Source organism: Noviherbaspirillum aridicola (assembly GCF_019656455.1).
Lineage (GTDB): Bacteria > Pseudomonadota > Gammaproteobacteria > Burkholderiales > Burkholderiaceae_D > Noviherbaspirillum > Noviherbaspirillum aridicola.
Genome location: NZ_BPMK01000003.1, coordinates 108,940 through 134,290, shown reverse-complemented (window position 1 = coordinate 134,290; position 25,351 = coordinate 108,940). Strand labels below are relative to the sequence as shown.

Sequence of the window (25,351 nt, the reverse complement as noted above, 5' to 3'; positions counted from 1 at the left end):
TAAGTGGTTGATTCTACCAAGAAAATGTAGCAGCACCGTGACAGCCGCCGGCAACCTTGGCAAAAAGGGAACGGATCTCGGGCCGCGGGTCGAGCTTCCTGCCGCGCTCACCCGCCGATCCGCGCGCTGGCTTTGCGGCGGTGCCCGCAGGCCTTGCCTGCGACACAGCCGGTGCCGGACGATGGCGCGCGCGACCGTCGGACATCCGGTGGCCGCGCTGTCGGCTGTATGACCGTCGTCGGGTCGACAAGTGCCGCGCGCCTGCGCCGTTTCAAACTCATTTACTCTCGGAATCGCCGGAGCGCTGCATCGACCATGCCTTCGGCGCTGCCGCTGGAGGCCCGCTCCTGCCGCAGGAAGTGCGCATCGCTTCCCGCGTGGGTGACCTGATACAGGTGGTCGAACGCCGGCCGGCTGCCGAGCTTGTCGGCGTGCGGCTCGAGCTTGCGCAGCGTTGCCAGGATGTCTTCCCTGATGGACAGGTTCTCGTGCGTCTGCGGATGCACCAGGGTGCCGTCGAGGCCGAAGCGGCAGGCCTGGAAACGGTTGTAGTTGTAGACGAGATAGTCGTCTTCCTCCGGCGGCGGCTCGCTGCGCTCGAGCAGGTGGCTGCACAGCGCCTGCAGGTAGCAGGCGAGCGCCGCGGCCCGGTCCACGGTGAGCGGCGTATCGCAGACCCGCAGCTCGATGGTGCCGAATTCCGGCTTGGGTCGGATATCCCAGTAAAAGTCCTTCATGCTGCTGACGATGCCGGTCTCTTCCATGCGCGAGAAGTAATCGTGGCGGAAATCGTCCCAGGAAAGCAGGAAGGGCGCGCGCCCTGACAGCGGAAACGCGAATACCGAATTGAGCCGCGCCGAATTGAACAGCGTGTCGCTGCCCTGCGAATAGGGCGAGGACGCGGACAGCGCGATGAAATGCGGAATGTAGCGGTTGAGCGAATGCAGCAGGTAGAGCGCGTCGTCGCCGCTGCCGCAGCCCACGTGCACGTGCTGGCCGAAGATGGTGAACTGCTTCGCGAGGTAGCCGTACAGGCCCGACACCTGCTTGAAGCGCGGCTTGGAAAATATCTTGCGCTCGGTCCATTTCTGGAACGGATGGGTGCCGCCGCCGCATACGCCCACATTGAGCCTGTCGCCCGCCGTCACCAGCGCGTCGCGGATTTCGCGCAGCTGCGCCAGCAGGCCGTGATGGCTGGTCTGCACGTCGGTGGAAATCTCGATCATGCTCTCGGTGATCTCGGGCACCACGTTGCCCGGGAATTTGCGCCGGCCGAGCAGGTCGAGCATGTCGGGACTGGCATCGACCAGGTCGAAATCGGAGAGGCTGACCAGTTGCAGCTCCAGCTCCACGCCGAGCGTGAGCGGGCTGGAAGTCTTGAAGGTTTCGAGCGGCATGTCTATTTCTCCTCGTCGTCCGCGGTTTCGTGCGCCAGCTTCAGCGCCCACTGCACCAGCAGCGGGCCGAGGATGGCGAGCACCAGCGCCGCCGCGCTCAGGGGCGCCAGCTGGTCGAGCAGATCGACGCCCATCTGCCGGGTCTGCAGCAAGAGCAGGACCACCAGCACCGACATCGGCGACAGCGCGACCCCGGTCAGCACGCCCTTGCGCCAGCTCGTGCCGGATACGCGGGAAAAGGCGGCGGTGCCGATCAGCTTGCCGGCGAAGCGGGCGGCGAGCAGCGCCAGTCCGATCCAGAGGCCGTTGTAGACGCGCGCCCAGGACAGGCCGGCGCCGATCACGACGAACAGCAGCACGGTGAGCAGGTTGCCGAGTTCGCCGAAATTGCGCTGGGTCTGGTTGAAGACGACGCGGCGGTGACGGGCGACGCAGCCGAAGGTGAGCGTCGCCAGCAAGGGGGATACCTTGAGCGTCTGCGCCAGCGCGGCGAGCAGGATCACGGCCAGTCCGAAGACCAGGGTGGCATCGGTGCTGACCTTGCCGAGCTTGCGCAGCAGCCCCGGCACCGCCAGCCCGAACAGCGCGCCGAGCGCGCCCGATACCGCGAGCACCAGCAGGCTGTTGGAGACCGCGCCCCAGACGCTGCCCGAACTCTCAAAGGTCCAGAGTCCGACCACCAGGTTGAAGGCGAACACGGCGAGAAAGCAGTTGAGCGCGGACAGGTGCAGCGCGCGCTCGGTCACCTGCCCGGAAGCTCGCCTTTCATTGACCACCCGCATCAGCTCCACCGGCGAGGTGGGAATGGCGAGCGCGGCCAGGAGCAGCGACGACAGCATGGTCTGGCCGAAGCCGTAGGCGACCACGTACACCAGGGAGAAAGTGAGCAGGGCTTCGAACAGGCCGGTAATTCCTACCCACGCATTGGTGCGCAGCCAGCGCAGGTTGATGCGGTAGCCGAATTCGAACAGGATCAGGCCGAACGCGATATTGGCCAGCAGCAGCATCGTGCTGTCCGAGACGCGCGGCAACAGGCCGGCCTGCCAGTACGAGGCGAAAAAACCGGTCAGCGCGTAGATGCTCACCCTTGGCAACCCGGTGAAGCGATGGCCGAGTTCGCCCAGCACCCAGGCAAGGGCGAAGGCCAGCGGCCATACGAGGTCGGTGGCCGAGAGCATGGTTTCGGTCATGGGTCCTCCATGTTTGTTGGTGGTGCGGCAAGAAAAATCGCTCCCACCGGCGCAGCCGCGCATTGTCTGATGTGGCGCAAAGTTGTGTATTGCGCAAGCGCAGCACCCGGGATGCGACGGGTGGCTGGGCAGGAGACGGGGCTAGTCGCGGCGCGGGTCCTGCGGCGGACCGTGCCGCCGGCTGCGGCGAAAAAAAATCCCCCTTGCTTAAGGGGGGCTTAAAAAGGCGCTCGGCCTTCCTCTGTTGTGCAACGTCGTTGCTCTTTACGTGCGCCGCCGATGCTCGGCGCCGCGGATCCCGCGGGCGCGGGACCGGAATCCGGAGTCGGGAGGGTGGTCCCGGCACCAATCCTTCGGTGCATGAAACGCATCATGCACCACGATTCTTAAGGGAAACTTAAGAAAGGGTTGTTGCGGCTCATTCCGTGGTTTCCGCCGCATCCTGCTGTTCGGCGGGCGACGGCATCGGCGCCAGCCGGACCGAGACGGAGAGCCCGCCCAGCGCGCTCCGTCCGAGCTGGACGTCCGCGCCATGGCGGTCGGCGATGGCCCTGACGATGGCCAGGCCGAGGCCGCTGCCGCCGGGACTGGTGCCCGGCAGCCGGTAAAAGCGGTCGAACACCCGTGCCCGGTCTTCCTCGGGAATGCCGGGACCGGAATCCTCCACGCACAGCAGCACCTGGTCCGGCGCGGCGGACAGCGTGCAGCGGACGACGCCGCCCTCGGGGGTATAGCGCACCGCGTTGTCGAGCAGGTTGCGGCACATGATGCGCAGGCTCTCGCTGTCGCCGTGCACCAGCGCCGGCGCCGCCGGCGCGTGCTCGAGGCGGACCGCGCGCGAGGCCGCCAGCACCGACACGTCGGCGATCGCGGTGTCGACGCAGGCCGACAGGTCGACCTCGGACGGCCCGGCATCGTGGGCGAGCGGATCCTCGCGCGCCAGCGACAGCAGCTGTTCCACCAGCCGCGAGGCGCGGTCGACGCCGCCGAGCAGGCGGCTGATGCCCTGGCTGCGCGCGGCATCGTCGCGCGCCCTCGCCAGTGTCTGCACCTGCAGCTTGAGGGCGGTCAGCGGCGAGCGCAATTCATGCGCGGCGTCGGCGACGAAGCGCTGCTGCGACAGCAGTGCGCCGTTGACGCGCGCCAGCAGCGAATTGAGCTCGGCCACCAGCAGCGAGACTTCCTTCGGCACGCCGGCGTCCGAGACCGGCTCCAGCGAGCGCGCGTCGCGCCGGGCGAGGTCGCTGCCGATGCGGTTGAGCGGCGCCAGCGCCGAGGTGACCACCCACCAGGCCGCGCCGAGCAGCAGCAGCGACACCGGAATGATGGGCCAGACCGATTGCAGCGTGACGTCGATGGCGCGGTCGCGCCGGCTGTCCATCTTCTGGGCGACCTGGATCACCCGGGTATCGGTATGCACGGAGTAGATGCGCCAGTCGCCGTTGTCGAGCGTGACGGTGGAATAGCCGAGCACGCCCTGCTCGGGCAGGGAGCGGTAGCGCCGCGACTGGTAGACGCGCACGCCGTCGTCGGTCCACACCTGGATCACGAAGTCGAAGTTGATCTCTTCTTCCTTCTTCGAGGTGTACCAGTCGGGCTGTTCGAAATTGCTGTCGCGCAGCGCCATCGCCATCTGCTGCATGTGATAGTCGAACAGCGTGTCGGCCTTCTTCATCGAAGTGTTGAAGGCGACCGTGAACTGCAGCAGCGTGGCGCCGCCGATCGCGATCCCGAGCAGCAGGATCAGGCGGATGCGCAGCGAGCGCATCATGCCGTCTTCTCGACCATGTAGCCGAGCCCCCGTACATTGATGATGAACTGCTGACCGAGCTTCTTGCGCAGCCCGTGGATGTAGACTTCGACCGCATTGCTTTCGACGTCGCCGGACCAGCCGTAGAGTTTTTCCTCGAGCTGGGCGCGCGACAGGATGGCGCCGGGACGCGACACCAGCGCGTCGAGAATGGTCCACTCGCGGGAAGACAGGATGACCTGCCGCTCGCCGGCGAGCACCTGCCGGGTGGCGGTGTTGACCACGACTTCGCCGTTGCGGTAGACCGGTTCCACCGCGCCGCGCGCGCGCCGCACCAGCGCATGCAGGCGGGCGATCATTTCCTCGAGGTCGAAGGGCTTGACCAGGTAGTCGTCGGCGCCGCTGTTGAGGCCCTGCACCCGCTGGGCCACGGTGTCGCGCGCGGTGATCACCATCACCGGCATGTTGTTGCCGCGGCCGCGCAGCGAGCGCAGCACGTCGATGCCGTCCTTGCGCGGCAGGCCGAGGTCGAGCAGCATCGCGTCATAGGCGCCGCCGGCGAGCGCCGCCTCGGCCGCGCCGCCGTCGCGCACCCAGTCGATGACGATGTCCTCGCCTTCGAGCGCGATCTGGATGTTTTCGCCGATCATGGCGTCGTCTTCGACCAGCAGTACTTTCATGATTCGGGAGCGGGCGGCGCCGCCGTATAGGGGTGAGCGTCGGATTGTAGGCACGCCGGCGGCGGCAGGGCAAGCTGCGCGGCGGGCCTTAAGATTCCAATAAGTATTGGGCGGTAGACTTTGCGCCACGGCATCCTTCACGCCGTGTGTGTTGATAAAGAATCCATTCTCGAGGATGGTGAGGAGACGACAGGCCCGTGCCCCGGCACGGGCCTTGTCAATTCCGGCAGCAGGTTTTCCGCAATTGCCGTATCGTCATGCCCTGCCATGCAGATCTCGCCCCGTCTCCGCCGCTTCTTCCCCTTCCTGCAATGGCCGCGCCCCACGCCGGCCGGCCTGCGCCAGGATGTCTGGGCCGGCATCACCGTCGGGCTGGTGCTGGTGCCGCAGGCGGTGGCGTATGCGGCGCTGGCGGGCATGCCGGCCGAAACCGGACTTTACGCCGCCCTGCTGCCGGCGATCGTCGGCATCCTCTGGGGCTCGGCGCCGCTGCTGGCGGTGGGGCCGGTCGCACTGACCAGCCTGCTGACCTTCGGTTCGCTGGCGCCGCTGGCCGAACCGGGCAGCGCGAAATGGGTGGGGCTGGCCATCTGGCTGTCGCTCTACGCCGGCCTGATCCAGTTCCTGCTGGGCGCCTTCCGCCTCGGCCGCATCGCCAGCCTGGTCTCGCAGCCGGTCATGACCGGCTTCATCAATGCGGCGGCGATCATCATCATCGTCTCGCAACTGCCGGCCCTCACCGGGCTGCGGGCGGACGACCCCGGATCCCTCATGCGGCAGCTGCGCGACGACGGCACCCGGGTGCTGCTGAGCTGCGGCTTCGGACTCGCCTCGCTGTTGCTGCTGGCGCTGTTCAAGCGCCTGTGGCCGGCCTTTCCGGGCGTGCTGGCGGTATGCGTGCTCGGCATCGGCGCCGGACGCCTGCTGGATTACGAACGCCTCGGCGGCGCGGTGGTCGGCGCCATTCCCGCCGGCCTGCCGGCGCTTTCGCTGCCGCCGTCGATCCCGCTCGCCAGCCACCAGGAGCTGTGGCCGGCGGCGCTGGTGCTGGCGCTGATCAGCTTTACCGAGGCCATGACGAGCTGCCGCGCGCTCAGCCGCAAGCGCAACGAGGCCTGGGACGAAAACCAGGAACTGATCGGCCAGGGCCTGGCCAAGACGGTGGCGGGCTTCACCGGCGCCTTCCCGGTCAGCGGCTCGTTCTCGCGGTCGGCGCTCAACCTGTACGCGGGCGCGCAGAGCGCCTGGGCCACGCTCGTCGCGACGCTGTGCGTGCTGCTCTCCCTGCTGTTCCTGACCGACCTGATCCGCCATCTGCCGCTGGCGGTGCTGGCGGCGATGATCATGATGCCGGTGTTCTCGCTGCTGGACCTGCGTGCGCTGCGGCGCCTGTTCGCGGTGTCGCGGCTCGATGCGGCCATCGCGCTGGTGACCTTTTTCGTGACGCTGTTTTCGATGCCGCGCCTGCACTGGGGCGTGGTGGCCGGCGTGGTGCTGACCATGGGCGCCTTCCTCTACCGGCGCACCGAGCCGCGCATCATCGAAGTGAGCCTGCATGCCGACGGCACCCTGCGCGACCGCGCCCGCTTCTCGCTGCCGCCGCTGGCGCCGGACCTGCTGGCGGTGCGCATCGATGCCGCGCTCAACTTTCTGACCTCGGCGGCGCTGCTGCGCTTCATCGGCGAACGCTGCCGGCAGGACCGCGGCCTGCGGCGGGTGCTGCTGTGCGCGAGCGGCATCAACGACATCGACACCACGGGCACCGACGCGCTCGCGCAGCTGCATGCCTCGCTGCAGGCCGAGGGCATTTCGCTGCAGCTGTGCTCGGTGAAGAAACAGGTGATGGAGATGCTGGAAAAGGCGGGCTTCGCGCAGACGCTCGGGCCGGCGCGCATTTTCCCGACCGACAGCGCGGCGGTGGCGGCGCTGTCGGAGGGCGGGGGATACGGCGGGATTGCGCGGGCTGCCCGCTAGCTCGACGGTCCTGCCGGCGTCGGCCGCGTCACGACTCGCCGCCCGGCTTGCCGCTCTTGCGGCGGCTGTTGGCGGTGGCGCCGGCGCGTTTCGGCCGGGCCGCCGGCTTTTCTTCCTCCGTGGCCGGCGCGGCGGGAGCCATGGCTTTCGCGCCGTCGGCCATGGCGGTGGTGACCGCGTTGGCGAACTGTTCCTGCAGTGCGTTCCACCAGGCCGCGGCGTTGACCAGCGGCGCCGCGAACATGGCCGCATCGCCCGTTTCCGCGCCGGCGGGCTGTGCGGCGGACGCTTCCTTCCCAGCCGCATGGCCGTTGCCGGCGCCGGCCGAGCCGTTGCCGGACGCCGGTTTCGACTCGCCGCCTTCCTTGAGGCCGCCGCTCATGCTGGCCGCGAAGGTCTGGCCCATCGACTGCAGCGTGCTGATGGTGGCGGATTGCACTTCCAGCGCCTGTATCGTGCTGCGCAGCATGCCCATGTTGAGGTTGAGCCAGGACTCGACCGCCTTCAGGTCGGCGATCTTCTTGTTGATCTCTTCGACGGACAGGGTGGGCATCACCATGCCCGGCATGTTCATCCCGGGCATGTTCATCCCGGGCATCGCGCCCGGCATGCCGGCGGCGCCCATGCCGGGAATGCCCATGCTGCCCCACAGGTTCTTGACGAATTCGAGGGTGTCGGCGACGGCCTCCATCCCCGGAATGTTCGGCATGCTCGGATTGGTCATGATCTGTCTCCTCTGGCGGGAAATCCGTTCCATTCATGGCAAGACGCCAAGCCTGAAGTATGCGCCGGCCGCCGCCGGCTGTCATGTGAGGGCGCGCAAGGAAAGCGCGGGCGGCCAGCCTTGCTACACTAGCGCAATGTCCGTTTCCCCGTCGCCGCCCCGCCGCCCCTGGCGCTGGCTGTTCATCCTGGCCGCCTCCGTCGTCGCGCACCTGCTCGTCATGGGTTGGGCGAGCGGCTACCTGACGCTGCCCGGCGGCCCGACGGACGTCCCGGCCGAGCCGCTGTCGGTCGCGCTGCTTCCGCCGCCGCCGCCGAAGACCGCGCCGCCGCCGCCCGCGCCGAGGGAAAAACCGAAGAGCAAGGCAAAGCCGCGTCCCCGGCCGGCGCCCGCACCGGCCACACCGCCGCAGATCGCCGGGACGGAACCGGCGGCACCGGCCGCGACGGCCACGGAGACGGCGGAGCCGAATGCCGGCGCCGACGTGAACGCCACCGCGCACGCAACGAGCGCCGCGGAAGGCACGGGTGAAACGCCGCCGGCACAGCAAGCGCCCCCCGTTCCCTGGCGCGCGGATCCGCCGCCGCCGGCCCGCCTGGAATACACGGTCACCGCGCTGCGCGAGGGCAGCAACTGGTATGGCAGCGGCCGCTTCAACTGGCAGACCGACGGCGACCGCTACCGCATCAGCGGCGAGGCGAGCGTCACGATTCTGTTCCGCATCACGGTGTTGAACTTCCAAAGCGAAGGCAGGATCAACCCGCAGGGCATCATGCCGGAGCGCTACAGCGAGACGCCGTGGCGCAAGGACATGGCGCAGGCCTGGTTCGACCGCCAGGCCGGGCGCATCAGCTTTTCCTCGTCCGCCGGCAGCTGGCCGCTGCAGGGCGGCGAGCAGGATCGCGCCAGCGTCGCCTGGCAGCTTGCCGCGCTCGGCCGCGGCGACGGCAGCCGCTTCGTCCCGGGCGGCGAGCTGGAAATCGTGGTCGCCGGCGCCCGCCATGCCGACCGCTGGCGCTTCAGCATGATCGGCCTGGAAGAGGTGGAAACGCCGCACGGCCGCCACCTGGCCTGGCATCTGAAGCGGGAGCCGCGCGGCGGGCGGCGCGACCAGGGCATCGACATCTGGCTCGCGCCGCAGCTCGAGTGGTACCCGGTGCGGGTGCGGCACAATTACGCAAACGGAGAATTCCTCGACATGTCCCTTTCCGAACTTCACGGCGCTGCGTCGCCGACCGAAAAATGATGCTCCGCCTGAGCGCCCTGTTGCCGGCATGCCTGCTTGCCGTCGGCCTCGACGCCGCCGCCGCGTCCGCGCCGCCGAGGCAGAAAGTCAATCCGCCGCCGAACGCCGAACTGCAATACACGATCAAGGCCCGGCAGAAAGGCCTGTCGCTGGAGGGCGAGGCGGTGGCCAGGTGGGAGGCGTCCAGCGGCCGCTTCACCGCCAGCAGCCAGGCGCGCGCCGCCCTGCTCGGCAAGATTCTCGACACGCGCAGCGAGGGCACGATCGGCCCCAACGGACTCGTGCCCGCTTCCTTCGAGGAAAAGCGGCTGCGCCGCCCCGCCCAGACCACGGTCTTCGACCAGGGGGCGAGGACCGTGCGCTTCGGCGAGAACGGGGCGACGCTGCCGCTCAAGGGCGGCGAACAGGACCGCAACACGGTGCTGTGGCAACTGATTTCGACCGCGCGCGCGACGCCGGCGAAAGCGAAGGCAGGCAGCCAGTGGACCTTCACCGTGGCCGGCAGGCGCGACCTCGATCCCTGGACCTTCAAGGCGGTGGGCCAGGAAAAGATCGCCACCGGGGCGGGAGAAATGGCGACGCTGCACGTGGTGCGCATGCCCGAGCCGGGCTCGAAGGACCAGCAGCTCGACATCTGGCTGGCCCCTGGCCTGGAGTGGTATCCGGTCCGCCTGCGCTACAGCGAGGATGACGGCGACTTCATCGAGCAGACGCTGCAGCAGGTCAAGCGATAGAATCTAGGCCTTTCCGTTCCAGGAACATCACCATGACCACGACTACCGGCGCGCTGGTGCTCTTCTCGGGCGGCCAGGATTCCACCACCTGCCTGGCCTGGGCGCTCGCGCGCTATCCGCGGGTGGAGACCATCGGCTTCGACTACGGCCAGCGCCACGCGGTGGAATTGCAGGTGCGCCCGACCCTGCTGCAGAAGATGCGGGCGCTGAGTCCGGACTGGGACCGACGCCTCGGCGACGACCACCTGGTCGATCTCGGCCTGCTCGGCGCGATCTCCGATACCGCGCTCACCAGCGACGCGGAAATCGCGATGCAGGCGAACGGCCTGCCCAACACTTTCGTCCCCGGCCGCAACCTGCTGTTCATGACGGTGGCCGCCGCGCTCGCGTTCCGGCGAGGGCTGGACGTGCTGGTGGGCGGCATGTGCGAGACGGATTTCTCCGGCTATCCCGACTGCCGCGACGACACCATGAAGGCGCTGCAGGTGGCGCTCAATCTCGGCATGGCGACGCGCTTCAGGCTGGAGACGCCGCTGATGTGGATCGACAAGGCGGCGACCTGGAAGCTGGCGCAGGACACCGGCGGCCAGGCGCTGGTCGACCTGATACGCAGCGACACCCACACCTGCTACCTCGGCGAGCGCGGCGCGCTGCACGACTGGGGCTACGGCTGCGGCAAGTGCCCCGCATGCGAGCTGAGGGCGCGCGGGTACCGGCAGTTCGCCGCGGCGCCCTAGTACTTCCCTGCCCCCGGCCTGTCGCGCCGGGCGCCCGCGTTCAGCGTGCGTGCGGTGGACGGCGGCTCGGCGGCGTGCGCCTGCGGTCCGCCGCTCTCCGACAGCAACCTCACCACCGTCGCATGATGCTGCGCCTGCGCCAGGTTTCCCGGCGTGTCGCCGTGGCGGTCGCGCAGGTCTCGCCCGGCGCCGGCGGCGAGCAGCATCGTGACCAGGAAGCCGCGACCCTCCTGCGCGGCCACGTGCAGCGGGGTGCGTCCCTCGCAGTCGACCGCGTCGGTCGAGGCGCCGGCGGCGATCAGCAGGCTGGCGACGTCGGCATGACCGGCAAAGACCGCCAGGTGCAAGGGCGTGGCGCCGTCATTGTCCTGCTTGTGCAGCGCGGCCCCGGCTTGCAGCAGGGCACGCATGACTTCTGTCTTCCTGTTGCTGGCCGCCCAGTGCATCGCGCTGTAACCCAGGTCGTCGGTAATATTTACATCGCTGCCCGCCGCCAGCAGCAGGCGCACCGCGCCGTCGGCTCCGTGCCCGGCGGCAAGCGACAGCGCGGTGACGCCATACAGGTCGCGCTCGTCGGGAGCGCTGCCGGCGTCCAGCAGCAGTCCCACCATCTGCTCGCTGCCGCTGAGGGCGGCGATGTGCAGCGGCGTCATGCCGTATTTGTCCCGCGTCCCGATATCGCCGCCCTCGGCCAAAAGCAGCGCCGCCATCGACGTATCCGCGAGGCCGGCCGCGTAGTGCAGCGCCGTCCAGCCGTCCACATCCCTGGCATTGATGCAGGCGCCGGTGGCGAGGCAGGCGCGCACCGCGGTGCTGTCGGACTGCATGACCGCGCCGAGCAATCTGTCGTTGATATCCATGATGCTTCTCTTTCTCCAAAGGGAAGCGCCAGCGATTGCATAAGCAGTGCCAGCCGAAGCGCGGCGCCCTGTCTTGAACCAAACCGCGGTCGCGTTATCGGAATGATGCGGCCGGTCCGTATCGCGCCCGGCCGCCTGTTCTTGAAATGAAAGGTGATCGCCATGCAGAGGGTTTCACAAGTCATGACACGCAATGTCCAGTTTGTGTCGCCACAGGAGAGCCTGCGGCGCGCGGCGCAGATGATGGACGATCTCAATGTGGGCGCGCTGCCGGTATGCGACGGCGAACGGCTGGTGGGGATGGTGACCGACCGCGACATCACGGTGCGCGGCGTCTCGGCCGGCCTGCCGCCCGACGGCACCGCGGTGGATGCGGTGATGAGCACCGACGTGCGCTGGTGCTTCGAGGACCAGGACCTGGATGAGGTGATGCGGCAGATGGCCGACAGCCAGCTGCGGCGGGTGCCGGTGGTGACGCATGACGACGCGCACCGGCTGGTCGGCATCGTGTCGCTCGGCGACATTGCCACCGATGCCGATCCGGACCGCGCCGGGCAGGTGCTCAGCCGGGTATCCTCGCCGTCCGAGCCGGACCGCAGCGGGATCGCTGCCGCCGGCGGCGCCGGTGCCGCCGGCATGGCGACGGGTTCGGACACCGGCACCGCGACGGGGATGGCCGGCTCCAATGTCCTGGCCGAGGAGATGGAACCGGATGTCGAGCCCTCATCGACCGGCGATCCGGCCGACGCGGTGGAAGTCACGCCCGAGCAGCTCGCCAACCGCAATGCGCCCAACAGCACCGGCCTGAGCCCCGAGGGCGCCGGCCGCCTGCCGCCGCCGCAGCAGCAGGGCGTGACGGTGCGCCACATCGCCAGGCAGGGCAACGACACCACCTCGGGCGAGAGCGGCGATCCAGAGGGTATCGGCATCGGCACGCCGGGCGCGCCTTCCGGCGGCACGGCGGGAACCGCGGGCTCGGCCGGCACCGCCGGCGGCGCCACGCCCTAGCGACCTGCCGGCAGCGGCCCGCTAGACGGTCTCCGGCGGCGGCGGCGGATGCTCGGCCGCCGCCGCCGCGAGCGCGTTGTTGCTCAGGGCTTCGTTGATCGCGGTGATCAGGTCGCTGCGCACCTGCAGCCAGGCGTCGACGTCCGCCGTCCATACCCGCAGCTCGAACTCGAACAGGTCCACGCCGCGCTTGAGGAAGAGCATTTCCGGCGCCGGCACTTCCAGCACCTGGCGGTTGGCGCGGGCGATGTCGAGCAGGATGGTCTTGAGCTGCAGCACGCTGACGTCCGGCTTGGTGATCACCGGCACGGCGATCTGCCGCAGCTGGCTCGACAGGGTCCAGTTGGTGACCTGGTCGGCGATCAGCTTGCCGTTGGGGATGATGACTTCCGATCCGGCGGTGCTGTGGACGATGGTGGCGCGGATGCCGATGTGCTGCACCCGGCCCACCATGTCGCCGATCTGTATCGTGTCCCCCACCTTCACCGGGCGCTCGAACAGCACGATCAGCCCCGACACGAAATTGTTGACGATGTTCTGCAGGCCGAAGCCCACGCCCACCGTCAGCGCGCCGGCGACGATGGTGAACTTCGTCATGTCGACGCCGACCGCGGTCAGCGCCAGCACCAGGCCCGACAGCAGGATGATGTAGTGCACCGTGGTCGACACCGCATAGGGCAGGCCGCGGTCGAGCCGCACCCGCGAGAAGATCTCTTCCTCCAGCAGGAAGCGCGTCAGCCGCGACAGCATCCATGTGGTCCACAGGATCAGCAGGAACAGGCTGATCTCGCGGATCGAAATGCTGAGCGAGCCGATGGCCCACGAAGCGTTCCACACCTCGCCCGCCCAGTCGAGCGCCTGCTGCAGGAAGCCGGTGGCCTGCAGGCTGAGCATCACCCACAGCAGGAAGGCAAGCCGCTTGAACCAGGTGTTGAGCCGCATGGCGATCGTCGCGCGATGGCGGCGCACGCCGGCGAGGAAAGAGATTGGCGGCACGTGCAGCAGGCCGCGCACCAGTCCCTCCCGCGTGAGCGCATACAGCACCACCGCGGTATAGGCGCTGGCGAGCAGGCCGCGCATGAGCAGGTCGCCGAGACGGGCATAGCCGCTGGCGGTCACCGCGAGTATGCCCACCGACAGCAGCAGCGCGGCGCGCACGCCCGCCAGCGCGATGCGCCAGGCGAAGCGCTGCTCGGGCGGCACCGTATGCGGCGCGTCGCGGTTGCGGCGCAGCCAGGTGAGCACGAACAGCATTAGGCCGAGCACTTCCAGCAGCAGCAGCACCCGGTGCACGCCCGGCAACGGCGCGAACAGCGCGCGCAGGCGGTCGGCGAGATAGAAGCCGACCAGCGAGGCCAGCAGCGGCCAGATGCGCGCCTCCACCACGCGGCGCGCGAACACCAGCAGCGGTCCCGCGGCCAGCACGCCGATCAGCAGCCACAGCGCGCGTGGCGGACGCGGATAGAACCAGCTGCTGCACAGCATCGCGAACAGCATGGCGGAGACGATGGGCATGTCGAAGATCTGCCGGCTGCCCGGCAGCGCCTCCTCCGTGCCCTGCACCGCGTCCATGCGGTTGCGCACCGCCACGAACATGACCACCAGCAGGCCGAAGAACACCAGGTGCAGGATGAAGCCGCTCTCGCGGGTGCGCAGGTAGTCGTTGAGGGTATTGGTCTGGTTGACGAGGTTGTTCCGCGCCTCGTCGGAAAAGCTGTCGACCTCTCCCGACCAGTATTCGGCGCTCCACACCGGCGGGCTGTCGCGATACAGCAGGCGCGTGACCGCGCGCTCGCTGGCGCCGGCGAGCAGCTCGCGGGCGTCGGCGATGCGGGTGCCGATGTCGGAGGCGCGGCCCTGCAGCGCCAGCACCTGCGCCCGCCCGTCCATCACCCGCTTCTTGGCCTGGGCCACCGTGCGGGCGATGTCGCGCGCGCGGTCGATGACTTCCGGCGGCGCGGCGGCCGCGCTGGCCGCTTCTATCGTCGCCTTCCACACCGCCTCGAGCCGGTCGAGCTCCTTCAGGTCGCGGTCCGACTGCAGCGCCACGCGGGTCAGATCGCGGCGCAGCGGCGCCGTCCGCTGCTCGATATCGCGCAGCGCCTCCTCCAGTCCCTGCACCGTGTCCAGCGAGGCGCTCGCGCTCCTGAGCTGTCGCACCTCGCGCAGGCGGAAACCGGTTTCCCGTTCCAGGGCGGGCAGGCCGCGCTCGGCGCTGACCAGCGTTTCCTCCATCCTGCCGCGGTTGTCGAGCTGGCGGATTTCCAGCATCGCATTCTCCGACTGCACCGCGATGTCGGGCACGGGAATGGCGGCCGGCGCCTCGGGCACGGCCGGGGCGTCGCCCGGTTTGGCGGCAGGGGGTGCGGCGGGTGCGGCGGGCGCCGGCGGCGCCTGGGCAAGACCGGCCTGCACGGCCAGCATGAGCCAGGCGGCGAGCAGGCAGCGAAGTAGACAATCCGGAAAGCGTTTCACGTTCTGTTTTCTTATCTTGGGAAAGCGCGGTGCGCATGGCTTGGAAGGGCCGGGGCCGCCGAAGTTTCCCGAAATCCAATTTCAGCTCCGGCATCTTGTAAGCAAATTCAAAGAATCGGGGAGTAGGATGAGGGCTTCGCCAACGCCGCCACGCCCGGTACACGCCATGCTCACCGCCATCCTGACCGATATCCATGCCAACCGCGAAGCCCTCGCCGCCTGCCTCGCCCATGCGCAGGAAAAGCGGGCGCAGCGCTATGCCTTCCTCGGCGACCTCGTCGGTTACGGCGCCGACCCCGGCTGGGTGGTGCAGACCGTGATGGAACATGTGGCCCGCGGCGGCATCGCGGTGCAGGGCAATCATGACCAGGCCACGGTGCAGGGCGGCAGCGCCAGCATGCATGCGCAGGCGCGCCAGGTGGTCGAGTGGACCCGGTCGCAGCTGGCGCCGGAACATCTGCGCTTTCTCGAACAGCTGCCGCTGACGCAGCAGTCCGGGCACTGCCTCTATGTGCACGCGACCGCGGCCGACCCCGGCAGCTGGGAATACATCAACGGCACGCTGGAGGCGGTCAAGAGCATGCATGCGACCCAGTGCCGGATCACCTTCGTCGGCCATGTGCATGAACCGGCGCTGTACAACCTGTCGCTCACCGGGAAGATCTCGTCCTTCGTGCCGACCGGCGACAGCAGCATTCCGCTGTCCACGCAGCGCCGCTGGCTGGTGCTGCCCGGTTCGGTCGGCCAGCCGCGCGACGGCAATCCCGCCGCCTGCTATGCGCTGTTCGACGACGCCAGCAACGAACTCACCTATTTCCGCGTGCCCTACGACCACGACCTGGCGGCGGAGAAGATCCGCGCCGCCGGCCTGCCGCCGGCGCTCGCCGAGCGCCTGCTCGAGGGACGCTGAACATGCAGCGGCTGGAAGCGGGCATGGTGATCGACGGCTTCCGCCTCGATCAGCGGCTGCACAAGGGCGGCATGGCCTGGCTGTGGGCGGTCAGCAGGGTCGAGCCGGTGCCGGGCGAGGCGCCGCTGCTGATGAAGATCCCCATCCTCGGCGACAATGACGACCCGACCGTGATCGTCGGCTTCGAAGTCGAGCAGATGATCATGCCCAAGCTGACCGGCATACACGTGCCGCATTTCATCGCCTCGGGCGACTTCACCGGCCATCCCTACATCGTGATGGAGCGCATCGCCGGCGAGTCCCTGCGCGCGCGCTTCGATCAGGCCCCGCTGCCGGTCGATGAAGTCATCTCGATCGGCATCCGCGTCGCCAGCGCGCTGCACGACCTGCATCGGCAGCATGTGATCCATCTCGACATCAAGCCGAGCAACATCATGTTCCGCGCCGGCGGCGAGGCGATCCTGATCGACTACGGCCTGTCGCGCCACGACAAGATGCCGGACCTGCTGGCGGAGGAATTCCGGCTGCCGATGGGCACCGGCCCCTATATCTCGCCGGAACAGGTGCTGCACATCCGCAACGACCCGCGCAGCGACCTGTTCGCGCTCGGCGTGCTGCTCTATCACCTGGCCACCGGCGAGCGGCCGCACGGCCATCCGACCTCGGTGCGCGGATTGCGCCGACGCCTGTACCGGGACCCGGAGCCGCCGCGCGCGATCAATCCCGCGATTCCCCCCTGGCTGCAGGAGATCATCCTGCGCTGCCTGGAGGTCAATCCCGCCGCGCGCCACGATACCGCGGCCCAGCTTGCCTTCGAGCTGCAGAATCCGGAGCAGGTGAAGCTCACCGCACGTGCCGAGAAATCGGCGCGCGACGGCCTGTTCACCGTCACCCGCCGCTGGTTCCATGCGATCGGCATGGAAGCCATGCCGCAGCAATCGGCGGAGCAGCAGCTGGCGCGCGCGCCGATCATCGCGGTCGCGATCGACATCGCGCACGGTTCGGAAGAACTCGCGGAGTCGCTGCGCATCGCCGCCCGCCGCATCCTGCAGACCGAGCCCGGCGCCCGGCTCGCCTGCCTGACCGTGCAGCGCACCAGCCGCATCGGCATGGACGACGTGGTCGACAGCCAGGGACGCAATATTCACGTCAAGCACCTGGTCGCGCTCAAGCACTGGGCGCGGCCCCTCAATATCGCGCCGGAGAAGATCACCTTCCATGTGCTGGAAGCGCCCGATCCCGCGTCGGCCATCGTCGAGTACGCGCGCATCAACGACGTCGACCACATCGTGATCGGCTCGCGCGGCATCTCCGCGCTGCGCCGCTATCTCGGCAGCGTGTCCTCGCAGGTGGTGGCGCAGGCGGAATGCACGGTGACCGTGGTCAAGGGCGCGCGGGCGGGCAGCGTGCCGCAAGCTTCGCCAGAAGCGACAACGCATTAGGCACCGCCGCGCCTTCCGCCGTATTGTCGAACACGCACCACGCCGTGCGGCCCGCTTCGCGCAGCGCCGACAGCCTGGCCGCCAGCGTATCGATGACGTCCTCCGGATAGTCGGAGTAATAAATGCGCGGCGTGCCATGCAGGCGCAGGTACACCGGGCCGGTGGGCGACGCGGGCAGCGCATGCGGCGACGGATCGGCCTCGACGTAAGCGATGCGGCATTCCGCCAGCAGTGCCGCCGCCTCCTCGCCGAACCAGCTTGCGTGCCGCGGCTCGCAGACGACATCGACCCCGGTCGCCGCGCGCAGGCGCAGCAGGAAAGCCTGCGCCGCCGGCGGATCGAAAGCCAGGGACGGCGGCAGCTGCAGCAGCAGGCAGCCCAGCTTGTCGCCCAGCCCGGCCACTTCGGACAGGAAATTCTCCAGCGGCTGCCCGCAGTCGCGCAGCCTGCGCAGGTGCGAGATTTCCTTCGGCATCTTCACCGAAAACCGAAACGCGGCGGGCACACTGTCGCGCCAGCGCGCATAGGTCGCGGGCTTGTGCGGACGATAGAAAGCGCTGTTGATTTCCACCGCCGGCAGCACCCGGGCATAGCGCTCGAGATGACTGCCCTCTCCGGGAAAATGCGAAGCCACGGCGCGCGAGAGGCTCCAGCCTGCGCAGCCGATCAGCGTCCCCGTCCCGTTCCCTGCGTCCAATCCCGTCTCCCGTCATGTGACCGGAGGACATTGTGCAGCGCGCATAGAATCGCGTGCTGCGCGCGCGCAGAATAGGGCTTCTTCATTCCCGCGGTGCGGGAGCGAACAGGAACTTCGCAGCGGGCCCATCATCAAAACCGCTCACCAGATCGGGGACTTCGGGGGATTGAATGGCAGCGCACCACGACGAGATCCAACAACGCCTCGGCTTCATCGACCGCACCATCGACCACGCGGTGCGGGCATGCCGCTCCGACGCCAACGTGCCGGAAGACATGCGCTACTACGTCAACCAGCTCGGCCAGCACAGCAGCCAGGCCCGGCAGGCACTCAGACAGCAGGACGCCGGCCAGGTGCGGCAGAGCCTCGACGACCTGGCGCGTCTGAGCGAGCAGGCGCAGAGCCGCCTGCGTCCTGCCGACGGCATGAACTACGCGCTCAAGAGCGCGGTGATCCTCACCCACATCGAACTGTCGGCGTTGCGCAATCAGCTGGACTGAGGCGCGGTCTCGACCTGCAGCTCCGGCCAGGTCCACAACCAGTTCTTGCGATTGAGCCGGGCACTGAATTCCGCCAGCCTGCGGCGGCGCGGATTGGGCGTGAGCTTCTTCGCGAACAGGCTGTCGAGCCCGAAGGCGCTGACGATCTCCACCTCGCGCCGCACATTCAGCCGCACGCCGACCGCGGTCTCGATTTCCACCCAGTGGCGCATCGCGTCGAGCGTGTCCTCGTAGGGCGCGTCGCCGTTGCGCTCATGCATGCGCGCCTGGTTGTGCACCGACCAGGGCAGCGAGGCATCGACCGTCGCCAGGTGGGCTTCCAGCTCGCGGTCGCGCACCGGCCCGACCTGGAAGGGATCGAAATACACCAGGTCGATGTCGGCCAGCGGCGTCGGCTGCGCGAAACCGTGCAGCTTGTCCCATGCGAGATTGCGTACGAAGCCGGCGGCGATGCACCAGTCCGGCAGGTCGAGGTCGGCCGCGATATGCAGCGCGCGCATGCGCAGCGGATCGGCCTCGATCCATTGGCACAGGGTTTGTTCCAGCATCATCTTGGGTGAGGAAACGATGGGCTGCCGCGCCGTCGGCGCGGCAGCCCGGGGTGGCACATGCGGCATCACGCGGCGTGACGCGAAGGATCGGGCGCCACCGCTCCCTGGCGGAAGGCCTGCAGCAGCGCCGCTTCCTTTTCCCGGGCCGCCTTCAGGTGCCTTTCCTTGACATGGCCATAGCCGCGGATCTGGTCCGGCACGCTGGCGATGGCGACCGCGGTCTGCATGTTGTCCGCGCTCAGCTGCGGCAGCAGCGACGAGACGGTTTCGCGATACTGCGCGATCAGCGCACGCTCGGTCTTGCGTTCCTCGGTGCGACCGAAGGGGTCGAGAGCCGTGCCGCGCAGGAAACGCATCTTCGCGAGCACGCCGAAAGCCTTCAGCATCCAGGGACCGTACTCCCGCTTGACGAGATGGCCATCGGCATCGCGCCTGGCGAAGATCGGCGGAGCGAGATGGAATTTCAGCTTGTAGTCGCCCTCGAACATGGCATCGATCTTCGCCTGGAACGCGGCGTCGCTGTGCAGGCGCGCGACCTCGTACTCATCCTTGTACGCCATGAGCTTGAACAGATAGCGCGCCACCGCCTCGGTCAGGCGCGGCGTGCGCTCGCCGATCGCATTGCGCTCGGCCGTCCGCACCTGGTCGACGAAAGCACGATACTCATCCGCATAGCGCGCGTTCTGGTATTTGGCCAGGAAGGCGGCGCGGGTCTCGATCAGTTCATCGACCGAGGGCGCGCGCTTGAATTCGATCACCTGCGCCTGCGCTTCATTCAGGCCGGCCAGCCGCTCCACCGCCGCCCAGTCGTGCGCCGCGTTGCGGCCCCAGACGAAGGCCTGCTTGTTGAACTCCACCGACACGTCGTTGAGTTCGATCGCCTTGATCAGCGCCGCCTCCGACAGCGGCACCCAGCCCTTCTGCCAGGCGTAGCCGAGCATGAACATGTTGGTGGCGATGGTATCCCCCATCAGCGCCGTCGCCAGCTTCCCTGCCTGCATGAACTCCACCCTGTCGCTGCCGCAGGCATTGCGGATGTCCTGCTCGGCGAGCGCGCCCGGATGCTGCCAGTCGGGGTTGCGCACGAAGGCCGCGGTCGGGGTGCCGGTGGCGTTGACCGCGGCGTAGGTACGGCCCTCGCCCATGCGGGAGAGCGCATCGCGGCTGGCGGTGACGATGGCGTCGCAGCCGATCACCAGGTCGGCCGCGCCGGTGCCGACGCGGGTGGAATGGATGTCTTCCTGGCGGTCGGCCAGGCGCACATGCGACATCACCGGGCCGCCCTTCTGGGCCAGCCCGCTCATGTCCAGCACCGACACGCCCTTGCCTTCCACGTGGGCGGCCATCGCCAGGATCTGGCCGATGGTGATCACGCCGGTGCCGCCGACGCCGGTGACCAGGATGCCGAAAGGCTGCGCGGTGCCGGGCAGCTGCGGCTGCGGCAGCCGGCTGCCCTGCAGGATGGGCAGCGCGGTGGCGCCCTGCTTGTCGCTGGCGGCGGCCTTCTTCGGCTTCTTCAGCTGGCCGCCTTCGACCGTGACGAAGCTCGGGCAGAAGCCCTTCACGCAGGAAAAGTCCTTGTTGCAGGACGACTGGTTGATCTGGCGCTTGCGGCCGAACTCGGTATCGAGCGGCTCGACCGACAGGCAGTTGGATTGCACGCTGCAGTCGCCGCAGCCTTCGCACACGGCTTCATTGATCACGGCGCGCTTGGCGGGATCGGGATACAGCGGCTTGCCGTCCGGCCCCAGCTTCTTGCGGCGGCGGCGCTTCTCCGAGGCGCAGGTCTGGTCATAGATGATCGCCGACACGCCCTTCACCTCGCGCATCTCCTTCTGCACCGCGTCGAGCTCGTCGCGGTGGCGGATGGTAACGCCCGGCGCCCAGTTGACGCCGGCCGGATATTTCTCCGGGTCGTCGGTCACCACCACGATCGGCTGCACGCCCTCGGCCGCGATCTGGCGCGAGATCATCGCGGGGTCGAGCGGGCCGTCCACGTTCTGCCCGCCGGTCATGGCGACGGCATCGTTGTAGAGAATCTTGTAGGTCATGTTGACCCTGGCCGCCACCGCCGCCCGGATCGCGAGTATCCCGGAATGGAAATAGGTGCCGTCGCCGAGATTGGAGAACACGTGCTGTTCTTCGGTGAACGGCGCATGGCCGACCCAGGTCACGCCTTCCGCGCCCATGTGGGTGAAGGTCGCGGTCTGGCGGTCCATCCACAGCACCATGTAGTGGCAGCCGATGCCGGCCAGCGCCCGGCTGCCTTCCGGCACCTTGGTCGAGGTATTGTGCGGACAGCCGGAGCAGAAATGCGGAACCCGGTCGCGCTGCGGGTCGGGCTTGCCGCTGCCCACCTTGAGCACGGCCTCCTTCGCTTCCAGATAGGCGATGCGTTCCTTCACCCGCTGCTCGATCGGATGACCGGCGAAATACCGGGAGATGCGTGCGGCGATGGCGCGCGCGATCTGCGCCGGGTTGAGTTCATAAGTCGCGGGCAGCAGCCAGTTGCCGTGGCCCTCGCGATGATTGCCGCTCCATTCGCCGGTGTCGTCGAACTTGCCGACCACGCGCGGGCGCACGTCGTCGCGCCAGTTGTACAGCTCTTCCTTGAGCTGGTATTCGAGGATCTGGCGCTTTTCCTCGACCACGATGATCTCTTCCAGCCCCTGGGCGAAGGCGCGCACGCCCTCGGCCTCGAGCGGCCAGGTCATGCCGATCTTGTACAGGCGGATGCCGATGTCGCGCGCCACCTGTTCGTCGATGCCGAGGTCGGCCAGCGCCTGGCGGGTGTCGAGATAGGACTTGCCGGCGGTGACGATGCCGATGCGGGCATGCGGGCTGTCCCAGATGACCTCGTTCAGGCGGTTGGCGCGCACGTAGGCGAGCGCCGCATACCACTTGAAATTGTTCATCCGCGCTTCCTGATCCAGCACGGTATCGGGATAGCGGATGTTGAGGCCGCCCGGCGGCAGCTCGAAGTCGGACGGGATGACGATGCGGGTCCGCTCCGGATCGATGTCGACCGAGGCGCCCGATTCGACGAGATCGGTCACGCACTTCATCGATACCCAGAGACCGGTGTAGCGTGACAGCGCCCAGCCGTGCAGGCCGTAGTCGAGGTATTCCTGGACCGAGGATGGATACAGCACCGGGATGCCGCAGGCCTTGAGGATGTGTTCGCTCTGGTGGGCGGTGGTCGAAGACTTTGCAGCGTGGTCGTCGCCGGCGAGCACCAGCACCCCGCCATGCCTGTCGGTGCCCGCCATGTTCGCATGCTTGAAGACGTCGCCGCAGCGATCCACGCCCGGGCCCTTGCCGTACCACATCGAGAACACGCCGTCGTATTTCGCGCCCGGGAACAGGTTCACCTGCTGCGTGCCCCAGACCGCGGTGGCGGCGAGGTCTTCATTCATCCCGGGATGAAACTTCACGTGATGCGCCTCGAGATACTTGCGCGCCTTCATCGCGGTCATGTCCACATTGCCCAGGGGCGAGCCGCGATAGCCGGTGATATACCCCGCGGTGTTGAGCCCCGCCTTGAGGTCGCGCTGCCGCTGCAGCATGGGCAGCCGGATCAGGGCCTGGGTGCCGGTGAGGAAGGCGCGTCCGCGCTCCAGCGTGAATTTGTCGTCGAGGGAAATATTCTCCAGCAGCTGGCGCTGCCCGGGAGGAAGGGGTGCGTTCATTCAGTCTCCGTACCAAAAATTGTGTTCTTGGGCGCGATGGTCTCGCTGTCAAACTGACAGGTCTTTTGGACGTGTCGTTTCTTTCATTTTGACGCTGTGGACATTAGCACAGGCGCCGGTGCCGCTCAATGCACGACGCAGCATCCAGCGGCATCGCTCAAGGTGTAACAAGCCGTAAATCGTTTCGTCAGCCCGGCGCCGGCTGCTTAGAGTAGTCAGCGTTTGAAAAGTGTCCAGGAGGAAAAATGCATCCGATCCTGATATGCATGGCTCTCGGCACCCTCTTCGGCGCCGGCCTCGCCGTCGCCACCGAGCAAGTCCCCGTGCAACCCTCGTCCTCCCCCGTGGCGAAATACCGCGATCAGCTGCGCGCCGCCGACCAGAACGGCGATGGCATGCTGAGCCGCGTCGAGGCGCAGCGGGCGCGCCTGCACCACATCGCCGAATCCTTCGACCGGCTGGACGCCGACCGCGACGGTCTCCTCACGGCCGCCGAGATCCGGCAGATGATCAAGACCCGGATTTCGAGTTAGGCGGGATATTGGTTTCGCCCGGCAGCAGGGTGTTGGCCGGCAGTACTTCCTGTTCGCGCAGCCGGGCATAAAGCGGCGCGAAATCCGCCGCGGTCTCGTCGAACAGCTGCTGGAAATCGCGGATCACGAAATACGTCTCCTGGAAGGAGTCGATCTTGTACAGGGTGCGCATCACCCTTTCCACCTCGAAGGCGACGCGGCGCGGACGCGGGTCGGACAGGCAGTATTCCACCTCGCCGCCCGAGGACAGGATGCCGGCACCGTAGGCGCGCAAGCCCTCCGGCGTATGCATCAGGCCGAATTCCACCGTGTACCAGTACAGCCGCGAGAGATTGGGAAGACCGTCGAGGCGGGAAGCCTTCAGGCCGCCCTTGCCGTACTGCTGCATGTAGTCGGCGAACACGGGATTGAACAGCAGCGGCACATGGCCAAAGAAATCGTGGAAGACGTCCGGCTCGACGATGTAGTCGAATTCATGCGGCTCGCGCAGCCAGACGGTGACCGGGAAGCGGCGGTTGGCCAGGTGTTCGAAGAAGACCTGGTCGGGCACCAGGCCGGGCACCGCCACCAGCTCCCAGCCGGTGGCGCGGCGCAGCGCTTCGCTGGTGCGGTCGAAGCGGGGAATGCCGTCGCCCGCATCCATCTTCGCTAGGCTGTCGAGGAAGACCTGGCAGGCCCGCCCCGGCACCAGCTTCGCCTGCCGCTGGTAGAGCCGCCGCCAGAGCGCGTGCTGCTCGGGCGTGTAGGCCTGCCAGTCCTGCTGCACCACATAACGTTCGTCGCAGCCGCTGTAGTCGCCGCGCAGTTTGCCGTGGTCCGACTTTTCTTCCAGCGTGCGGAAAAAGTCGGCCTGATCGACTGTCGTGTTCATTTCGTCCCTCGTCTCTCGAACCGGAATGCCTGTCGCCCCGGCTGATGCCGATGTTTTCATGACAAGCGTAATGGGGGCAGTATAGACAAGGGAGGCCGGCAGAAAATTGCCAAGTCGCGCGCGGCTTTCCTTTTTTTGGCAATATTCTTTCTCTTCTCCGCTCAATTTTGGAAGATCATGCCAACGATCAAACTGGACAAGACGGATCGCAAAATCCTGGCGATCCTGCAGGCCGAAGGACGGCTCAGCAACCAGGAGCTGGCCGAGCGGGTCAACCTGTCGCCCTCGCCCTGCCTGCGCCGCATCCGCCAGCTCGAGGAAGCCGGCGTGATCCGGCAGTACGTCGCCCTGCTCGACCCGGAAAAGATCGGCCTCGGCCTGCTCGCCTATGTCAACGTGCGGCTGGAAAAGCACAGCGAAGTGCCGGGCGCGATCGGGCGCTCGCCGCGCGCCGATTTTTCGGCATCGGTCGCGGCATGGCCGGAAGTGGTGGCCTGCTACGCGATGACGGGCGAGATGGATTTCCTGTTGCGGGTGCACGTGGAAGACATGGAGCATTTCTCCCACTTCATGATGGACACGCTGCTCAAGCATCCCGCGGTGCTGGATGTGAAGTCGAGCTTCGCGCTGCAGCGGATCAAGGACACCACCGCATTGCCGCTGGTGTGATCATTTGCGCCGGAAACCGGGCAGGCGGCGCAGCCATTTGAGCGCCGCCTTCGCATTGGCCTTGAAACCGTAGTCGAGCGAGGCGAACTGCTCCTGCATCGCTTCCGCCAGCATGGTGCCCGGGCTCGCCGGCTCGAGCCGCAGGTAGGCATCGGCTTCGCCATAGTCGCGGTGGATCTTCATGCCCGCCTTGGCGGCGATATGGATCATGGTCTGGTTCGAGGCGAGGCAATGCATGTAGAGCGTGTCCACGTCCTCGTTGCGGCAATGAATGGCCGCGCGCTCGAACAGCCGGGAGCCGACGCCGAGGCCCCGCGCCTCGGGAAGCACGGAGACGCCAAACTCCGCGATGCGCTCCTTGAGCGTGGCATTGTGCAGCACCGGCGAGGCCTCGCGCGGAGCGAACGCGAGGTGGCCGACGCCGATCAGCCGCAGGCGGCCGCTGTAGACGCCGAACACCCGGTCGCGCGAAAAATCCATCTGCTCCACGTAGCGGGTCACCAGTTCGTCCGGCAGGGTGCTGCCGAAACGCAGCAGCCGGTCGCTGCTGTCGAGCGCGAGGAAATGCACGAGCAGGCGGCGCCGGTCGCGGACCGACAGCGCCTTGACGCGTACCGTCGGGCGGGGTGCGGAAGGCTTGTCGGTCACGGTCAGGGGATTCATCGCAGTGGCTGCGGCATGTGGTTGGACGGAAAATAAATTGTGCGGTGCACC

The 25,351-nt window shown here is 67.8% G+C and carries 22 protein-coding genes; 10 read left to right on the top strand and 12 right to left on the bottom strand.

What is annotated here, in order from left to right:
- Positions 1-281: 281 nt before the first annotated feature.
- From NCCP691_RS04215 to NCCP691_RS04200, 4 genes are all read right to left on the bottom strand, one after another.
- Positions 282-1,397, bottom strand: coding sequence for a YbdK family carboxylate-amine ligase (locus NCCP691_RS04215; RefSeq protein WP_220807000.1), 1,116 nt, complete (start codon positions 1,395-1,397; stop codon positions 282-284).
- A gap of 2 nt (positions 1,398-1,399) precedes the next feature.
- Positions 1,400-2,587, bottom strand: a complete 1,188-nt coding sequence (locus NCCP691_RS04210) for a cation:proton antiporter (protein ID WP_220806999.1) — start codon at positions 2,585-2,587, stop codon at positions 1,400-1,402.
- A 418-nt stretch (positions 2,588-3,005) separates the two neighbouring features.
- On the bottom strand, positions 3,006-4,358 hold the full coding sequence (locus NCCP691_RS04205) for an ATP-binding protein (RefSeq protein WP_220806998.1): 1,353 nt from the start codon (positions 4,356-4,358) through the stop codon (positions 3,006-3,008).
- Positions 4,355-5,017: a response regulator gene (locus NCCP691_RS04200; RefSeq protein ID WP_220806997.1), complete on the bottom strand. Its 663-nt coding sequence runs from the start codon at positions 5,015-5,017 to the stop codon at positions 4,355-4,357. Before NCCP691_RS04200 ends, NCCP691_RS04205 begins: the two co-directional genes overlap by 4 nt.
- A gap of 267 nt (positions 5,018-5,284) precedes the next feature.
- Between NCCP691_RS04200 and NCCP691_RS04195 the strand changes: the two genes are divergently transcribed.
- Positions 5,285-6,991, top strand: a complete 1,707-nt coding sequence (locus NCCP691_RS04195; RefSeq protein ID WP_220806996.1) for a SulP family inorganic anion transporter — start codon at positions 5,285-5,287, stop codon at positions 6,989-6,991.
- 28 nt (positions 6,992-7,019) lie between these two features.
- On the opposite strand, the gene NCCP691_RS04190 is transcribed toward NCCP691_RS04195, so the two are convergent.
- Positions 7,020-7,715 (bottom strand): PhaM family polyhydroxyalkanoate granule multifunctional regulatory protein, encoded by a 696-nt coding sequence (locus tag NCCP691_RS04190; RefSeq protein WP_220806995.1) that lies wholly within the window; start codon positions 7,713-7,715, stop codon positions 7,020-7,022.
- On the opposite strand from NCCP691_RS04190, the gene NCCP691_RS04185 reads away from it, so the two are divergent.
- Genes NCCP691_RS04185 through queC form a run of 3 tightly spaced genes read left to right on the top strand, consistent with a single transcriptional unit; the run spans position 7,714 to position 10,432 of the window.
- On the top strand, positions 7,714-8,961 hold the full coding sequence (locus NCCP691_RS04185; RefSeq protein ID WP_220806994.1) for a DUF3108 domain-containing protein: 1,248 nt from the start codon (positions 7,714-7,716) through the stop codon (positions 8,959-8,961). The genes NCCP691_RS04190 and NCCP691_RS04185 overlap by 2 nt on opposite strands.
- Positions 8,958-9,695 (top strand): DUF3108 domain-containing protein, encoded by a 738-nt coding sequence (locus tag NCCP691_RS04180; RefSeq protein WP_220806993.1) that lies wholly within the window; start codon positions 8,958-8,960, stop codon positions 9,693-9,695. The genes NCCP691_RS04185 and NCCP691_RS04180 overlap by 4 nt, the downstream gene beginning before the upstream one ends.
- Before the next feature lie 32 nt (positions 9,696-9,727).
- Positions 9,728-10,432, top strand: a complete 705-nt coding sequence (gene queC, locus NCCP691_RS04175) for a 7-cyano-7-deazaguanine synthase QueC (protein WP_220806992.1) — start codon at positions 9,728-9,730, stop codon at positions 10,430-10,432.
- Here the strand turns inward: queC and NCCP691_RS04170 are convergent.
- A complete protein-coding gene (locus NCCP691_RS04170) occupies positions 10,429-11,292 on the bottom strand; it encodes an ankyrin repeat domain-containing protein (protein ID WP_220806991.1) in 864 nt (287 codons plus the stop codon). The two genes, queC and NCCP691_RS04170, sit on opposite strands and share 4 nt — an antisense overlap.
- A 183-nt stretch (positions 11,293-11,475) precedes the next feature.
- Between NCCP691_RS04170 and NCCP691_RS04165 the strand changes: the two genes are divergently transcribed.
- A complete protein-coding gene (locus NCCP691_RS04165; protein WP_238482309.1) occupies positions 11,476-12,300 on the top strand; it encodes a CBS domain-containing protein in 825 nt (274 codons plus the stop codon).
- Positions 12,301-12,321: 21 nt separating this feature from the next.
- Here the strand turns inward: NCCP691_RS04165 and NCCP691_RS04160 are convergent, their stop codons facing one another.
- Positions 12,322-14,775, bottom strand: a complete 2,454-nt coding sequence (locus NCCP691_RS04160; protein ID WP_220806989.1) for a mechanosensitive ion channel family protein — start codon at positions 14,773-14,775, stop codon at positions 12,322-12,324.
- 166 nt (positions 14,776-14,941) lie between these two features.
- Here NCCP691_RS04160 and NCCP691_RS04155 point away from each other — a divergent pair, with 166 nt between their 5' ends.
- Positions 14,942-15,685 carry a metallophosphoesterase family protein gene (locus tag NCCP691_RS04155; RefSeq protein WP_220806988.1) on the top strand — a complete coding sequence of 248 codons (744 nt, stop codon included), beginning with the start codon at positions 14,942-14,944 and terminating at the stop codon, positions 15,683-15,685.
- A gap of 2 nt (positions 15,686-15,687) precedes the next feature.
- Positions 15,688-17,127 carry a serine/threonine protein kinase gene (locus NCCP691_RS04150; RefSeq protein ID WP_220806987.1) on the top strand — a complete coding sequence of 480 codons (1,440 nt, stop codon included), beginning with the start codon at positions 15,688-15,690 and terminating at the stop codon, positions 17,125-17,127.
- Here NCCP691_RS04150 and NCCP691_RS04145 read toward each other — a convergent pair.
- Positions 17,069-17,824: a DUF72 domain-containing protein gene (locus NCCP691_RS04145; protein ID WP_220806986.1), complete on the bottom strand. Its 756-nt coding sequence runs from the start codon at positions 17,822-17,824 to the stop codon at positions 17,069-17,071. The two genes, NCCP691_RS04150 and NCCP691_RS04145, sit on opposite strands and share 59 nt — an antisense overlap.
- A 170-nt stretch (positions 17,825-17,994) precedes the next feature.
- Between NCCP691_RS04145 and NCCP691_RS04140 the strand changes: the two genes are divergently transcribed.
- Positions 17,995-18,324 carry a hypothetical protein gene (locus NCCP691_RS04140; RefSeq protein WP_220806985.1) on the top strand — a complete coding sequence of 110 codons (330 nt, stop codon included), beginning with the start codon at positions 17,995-17,997 and terminating at the stop codon, positions 18,322-18,324.
- Here the strand turns inward: NCCP691_RS04140 and NCCP691_RS04135 are convergent.
- Positions 18,312-18,875, bottom strand: coding sequence for a nucleotidyltransferase family protein (locus NCCP691_RS04135; protein WP_220806984.1), 564 nt, complete (start codon positions 18,873-18,875; stop codon positions 18,312-18,314). The genes NCCP691_RS04140 and NCCP691_RS04135 overlap by 13 nt on opposite strands.
- Positions 18,876-18,940: 65 nt before the next feature.
- Positions 18,941-22,564, bottom strand: coding sequence for an indolepyruvate ferredoxin oxidoreductase family protein (locus NCCP691_RS04130; protein ID WP_220806983.1), 3,624 nt, complete (start codon positions 22,562-22,564; stop codon positions 18,941-18,943).
- Between the two features lie 245 nt (positions 22,565-22,809).
- Here NCCP691_RS04130 and NCCP691_RS04125 point away from each other — a divergent pair, with 245 nt between their 5' ends.
- Positions 22,810-23,097: an EF-hand domain-containing protein gene (locus tag NCCP691_RS04125; protein ID WP_220806982.1), complete on the top strand. Its 288-nt coding sequence runs from the start codon at positions 22,810-22,812 to the stop codon at positions 23,095-23,097.
- Here NCCP691_RS04125 and phhA read toward each other — a convergent pair.
- Positions 23,075-23,968: a phenylalanine 4-monooxygenase gene (gene phhA, locus NCCP691_RS04120; RefSeq protein ID WP_220806981.1), complete on the bottom strand. Its 894-nt coding sequence runs from the start codon at positions 23,966-23,968 to the stop codon at positions 23,075-23,077. The genes NCCP691_RS04125 and phhA overlap by 23 nt on opposite strands.
- A gap of 177 nt (positions 23,969-24,145) precedes the next feature.
- Here phhA and NCCP691_RS04115 point away from each other — a divergent pair, with 177 nt between their 5' ends.
- Positions 24,146-24,637: an Lrp/AsnC family transcriptional regulator gene (locus NCCP691_RS04115; protein WP_220806980.1), complete on the top strand. Its 492-nt coding sequence runs from the start codon at positions 24,146-24,148 to the stop codon at positions 24,635-24,637.
- Here NCCP691_RS04115 and NCCP691_RS04110 read toward each other — a convergent pair whose 3' ends face one another.
- The gene (locus NCCP691_RS04110; protein ID WP_220806979.1) at positions 24,638-25,300 is read right to left on the bottom strand and encodes a GNAT family N-acetyltransferase; all 663 of its coding nucleotides are present in this window, start codon (positions 25,298-25,300) and stop codon (positions 24,638-24,640) included.
- Positions 25,301-25,351: the final 51 nt, after the last annotated feature.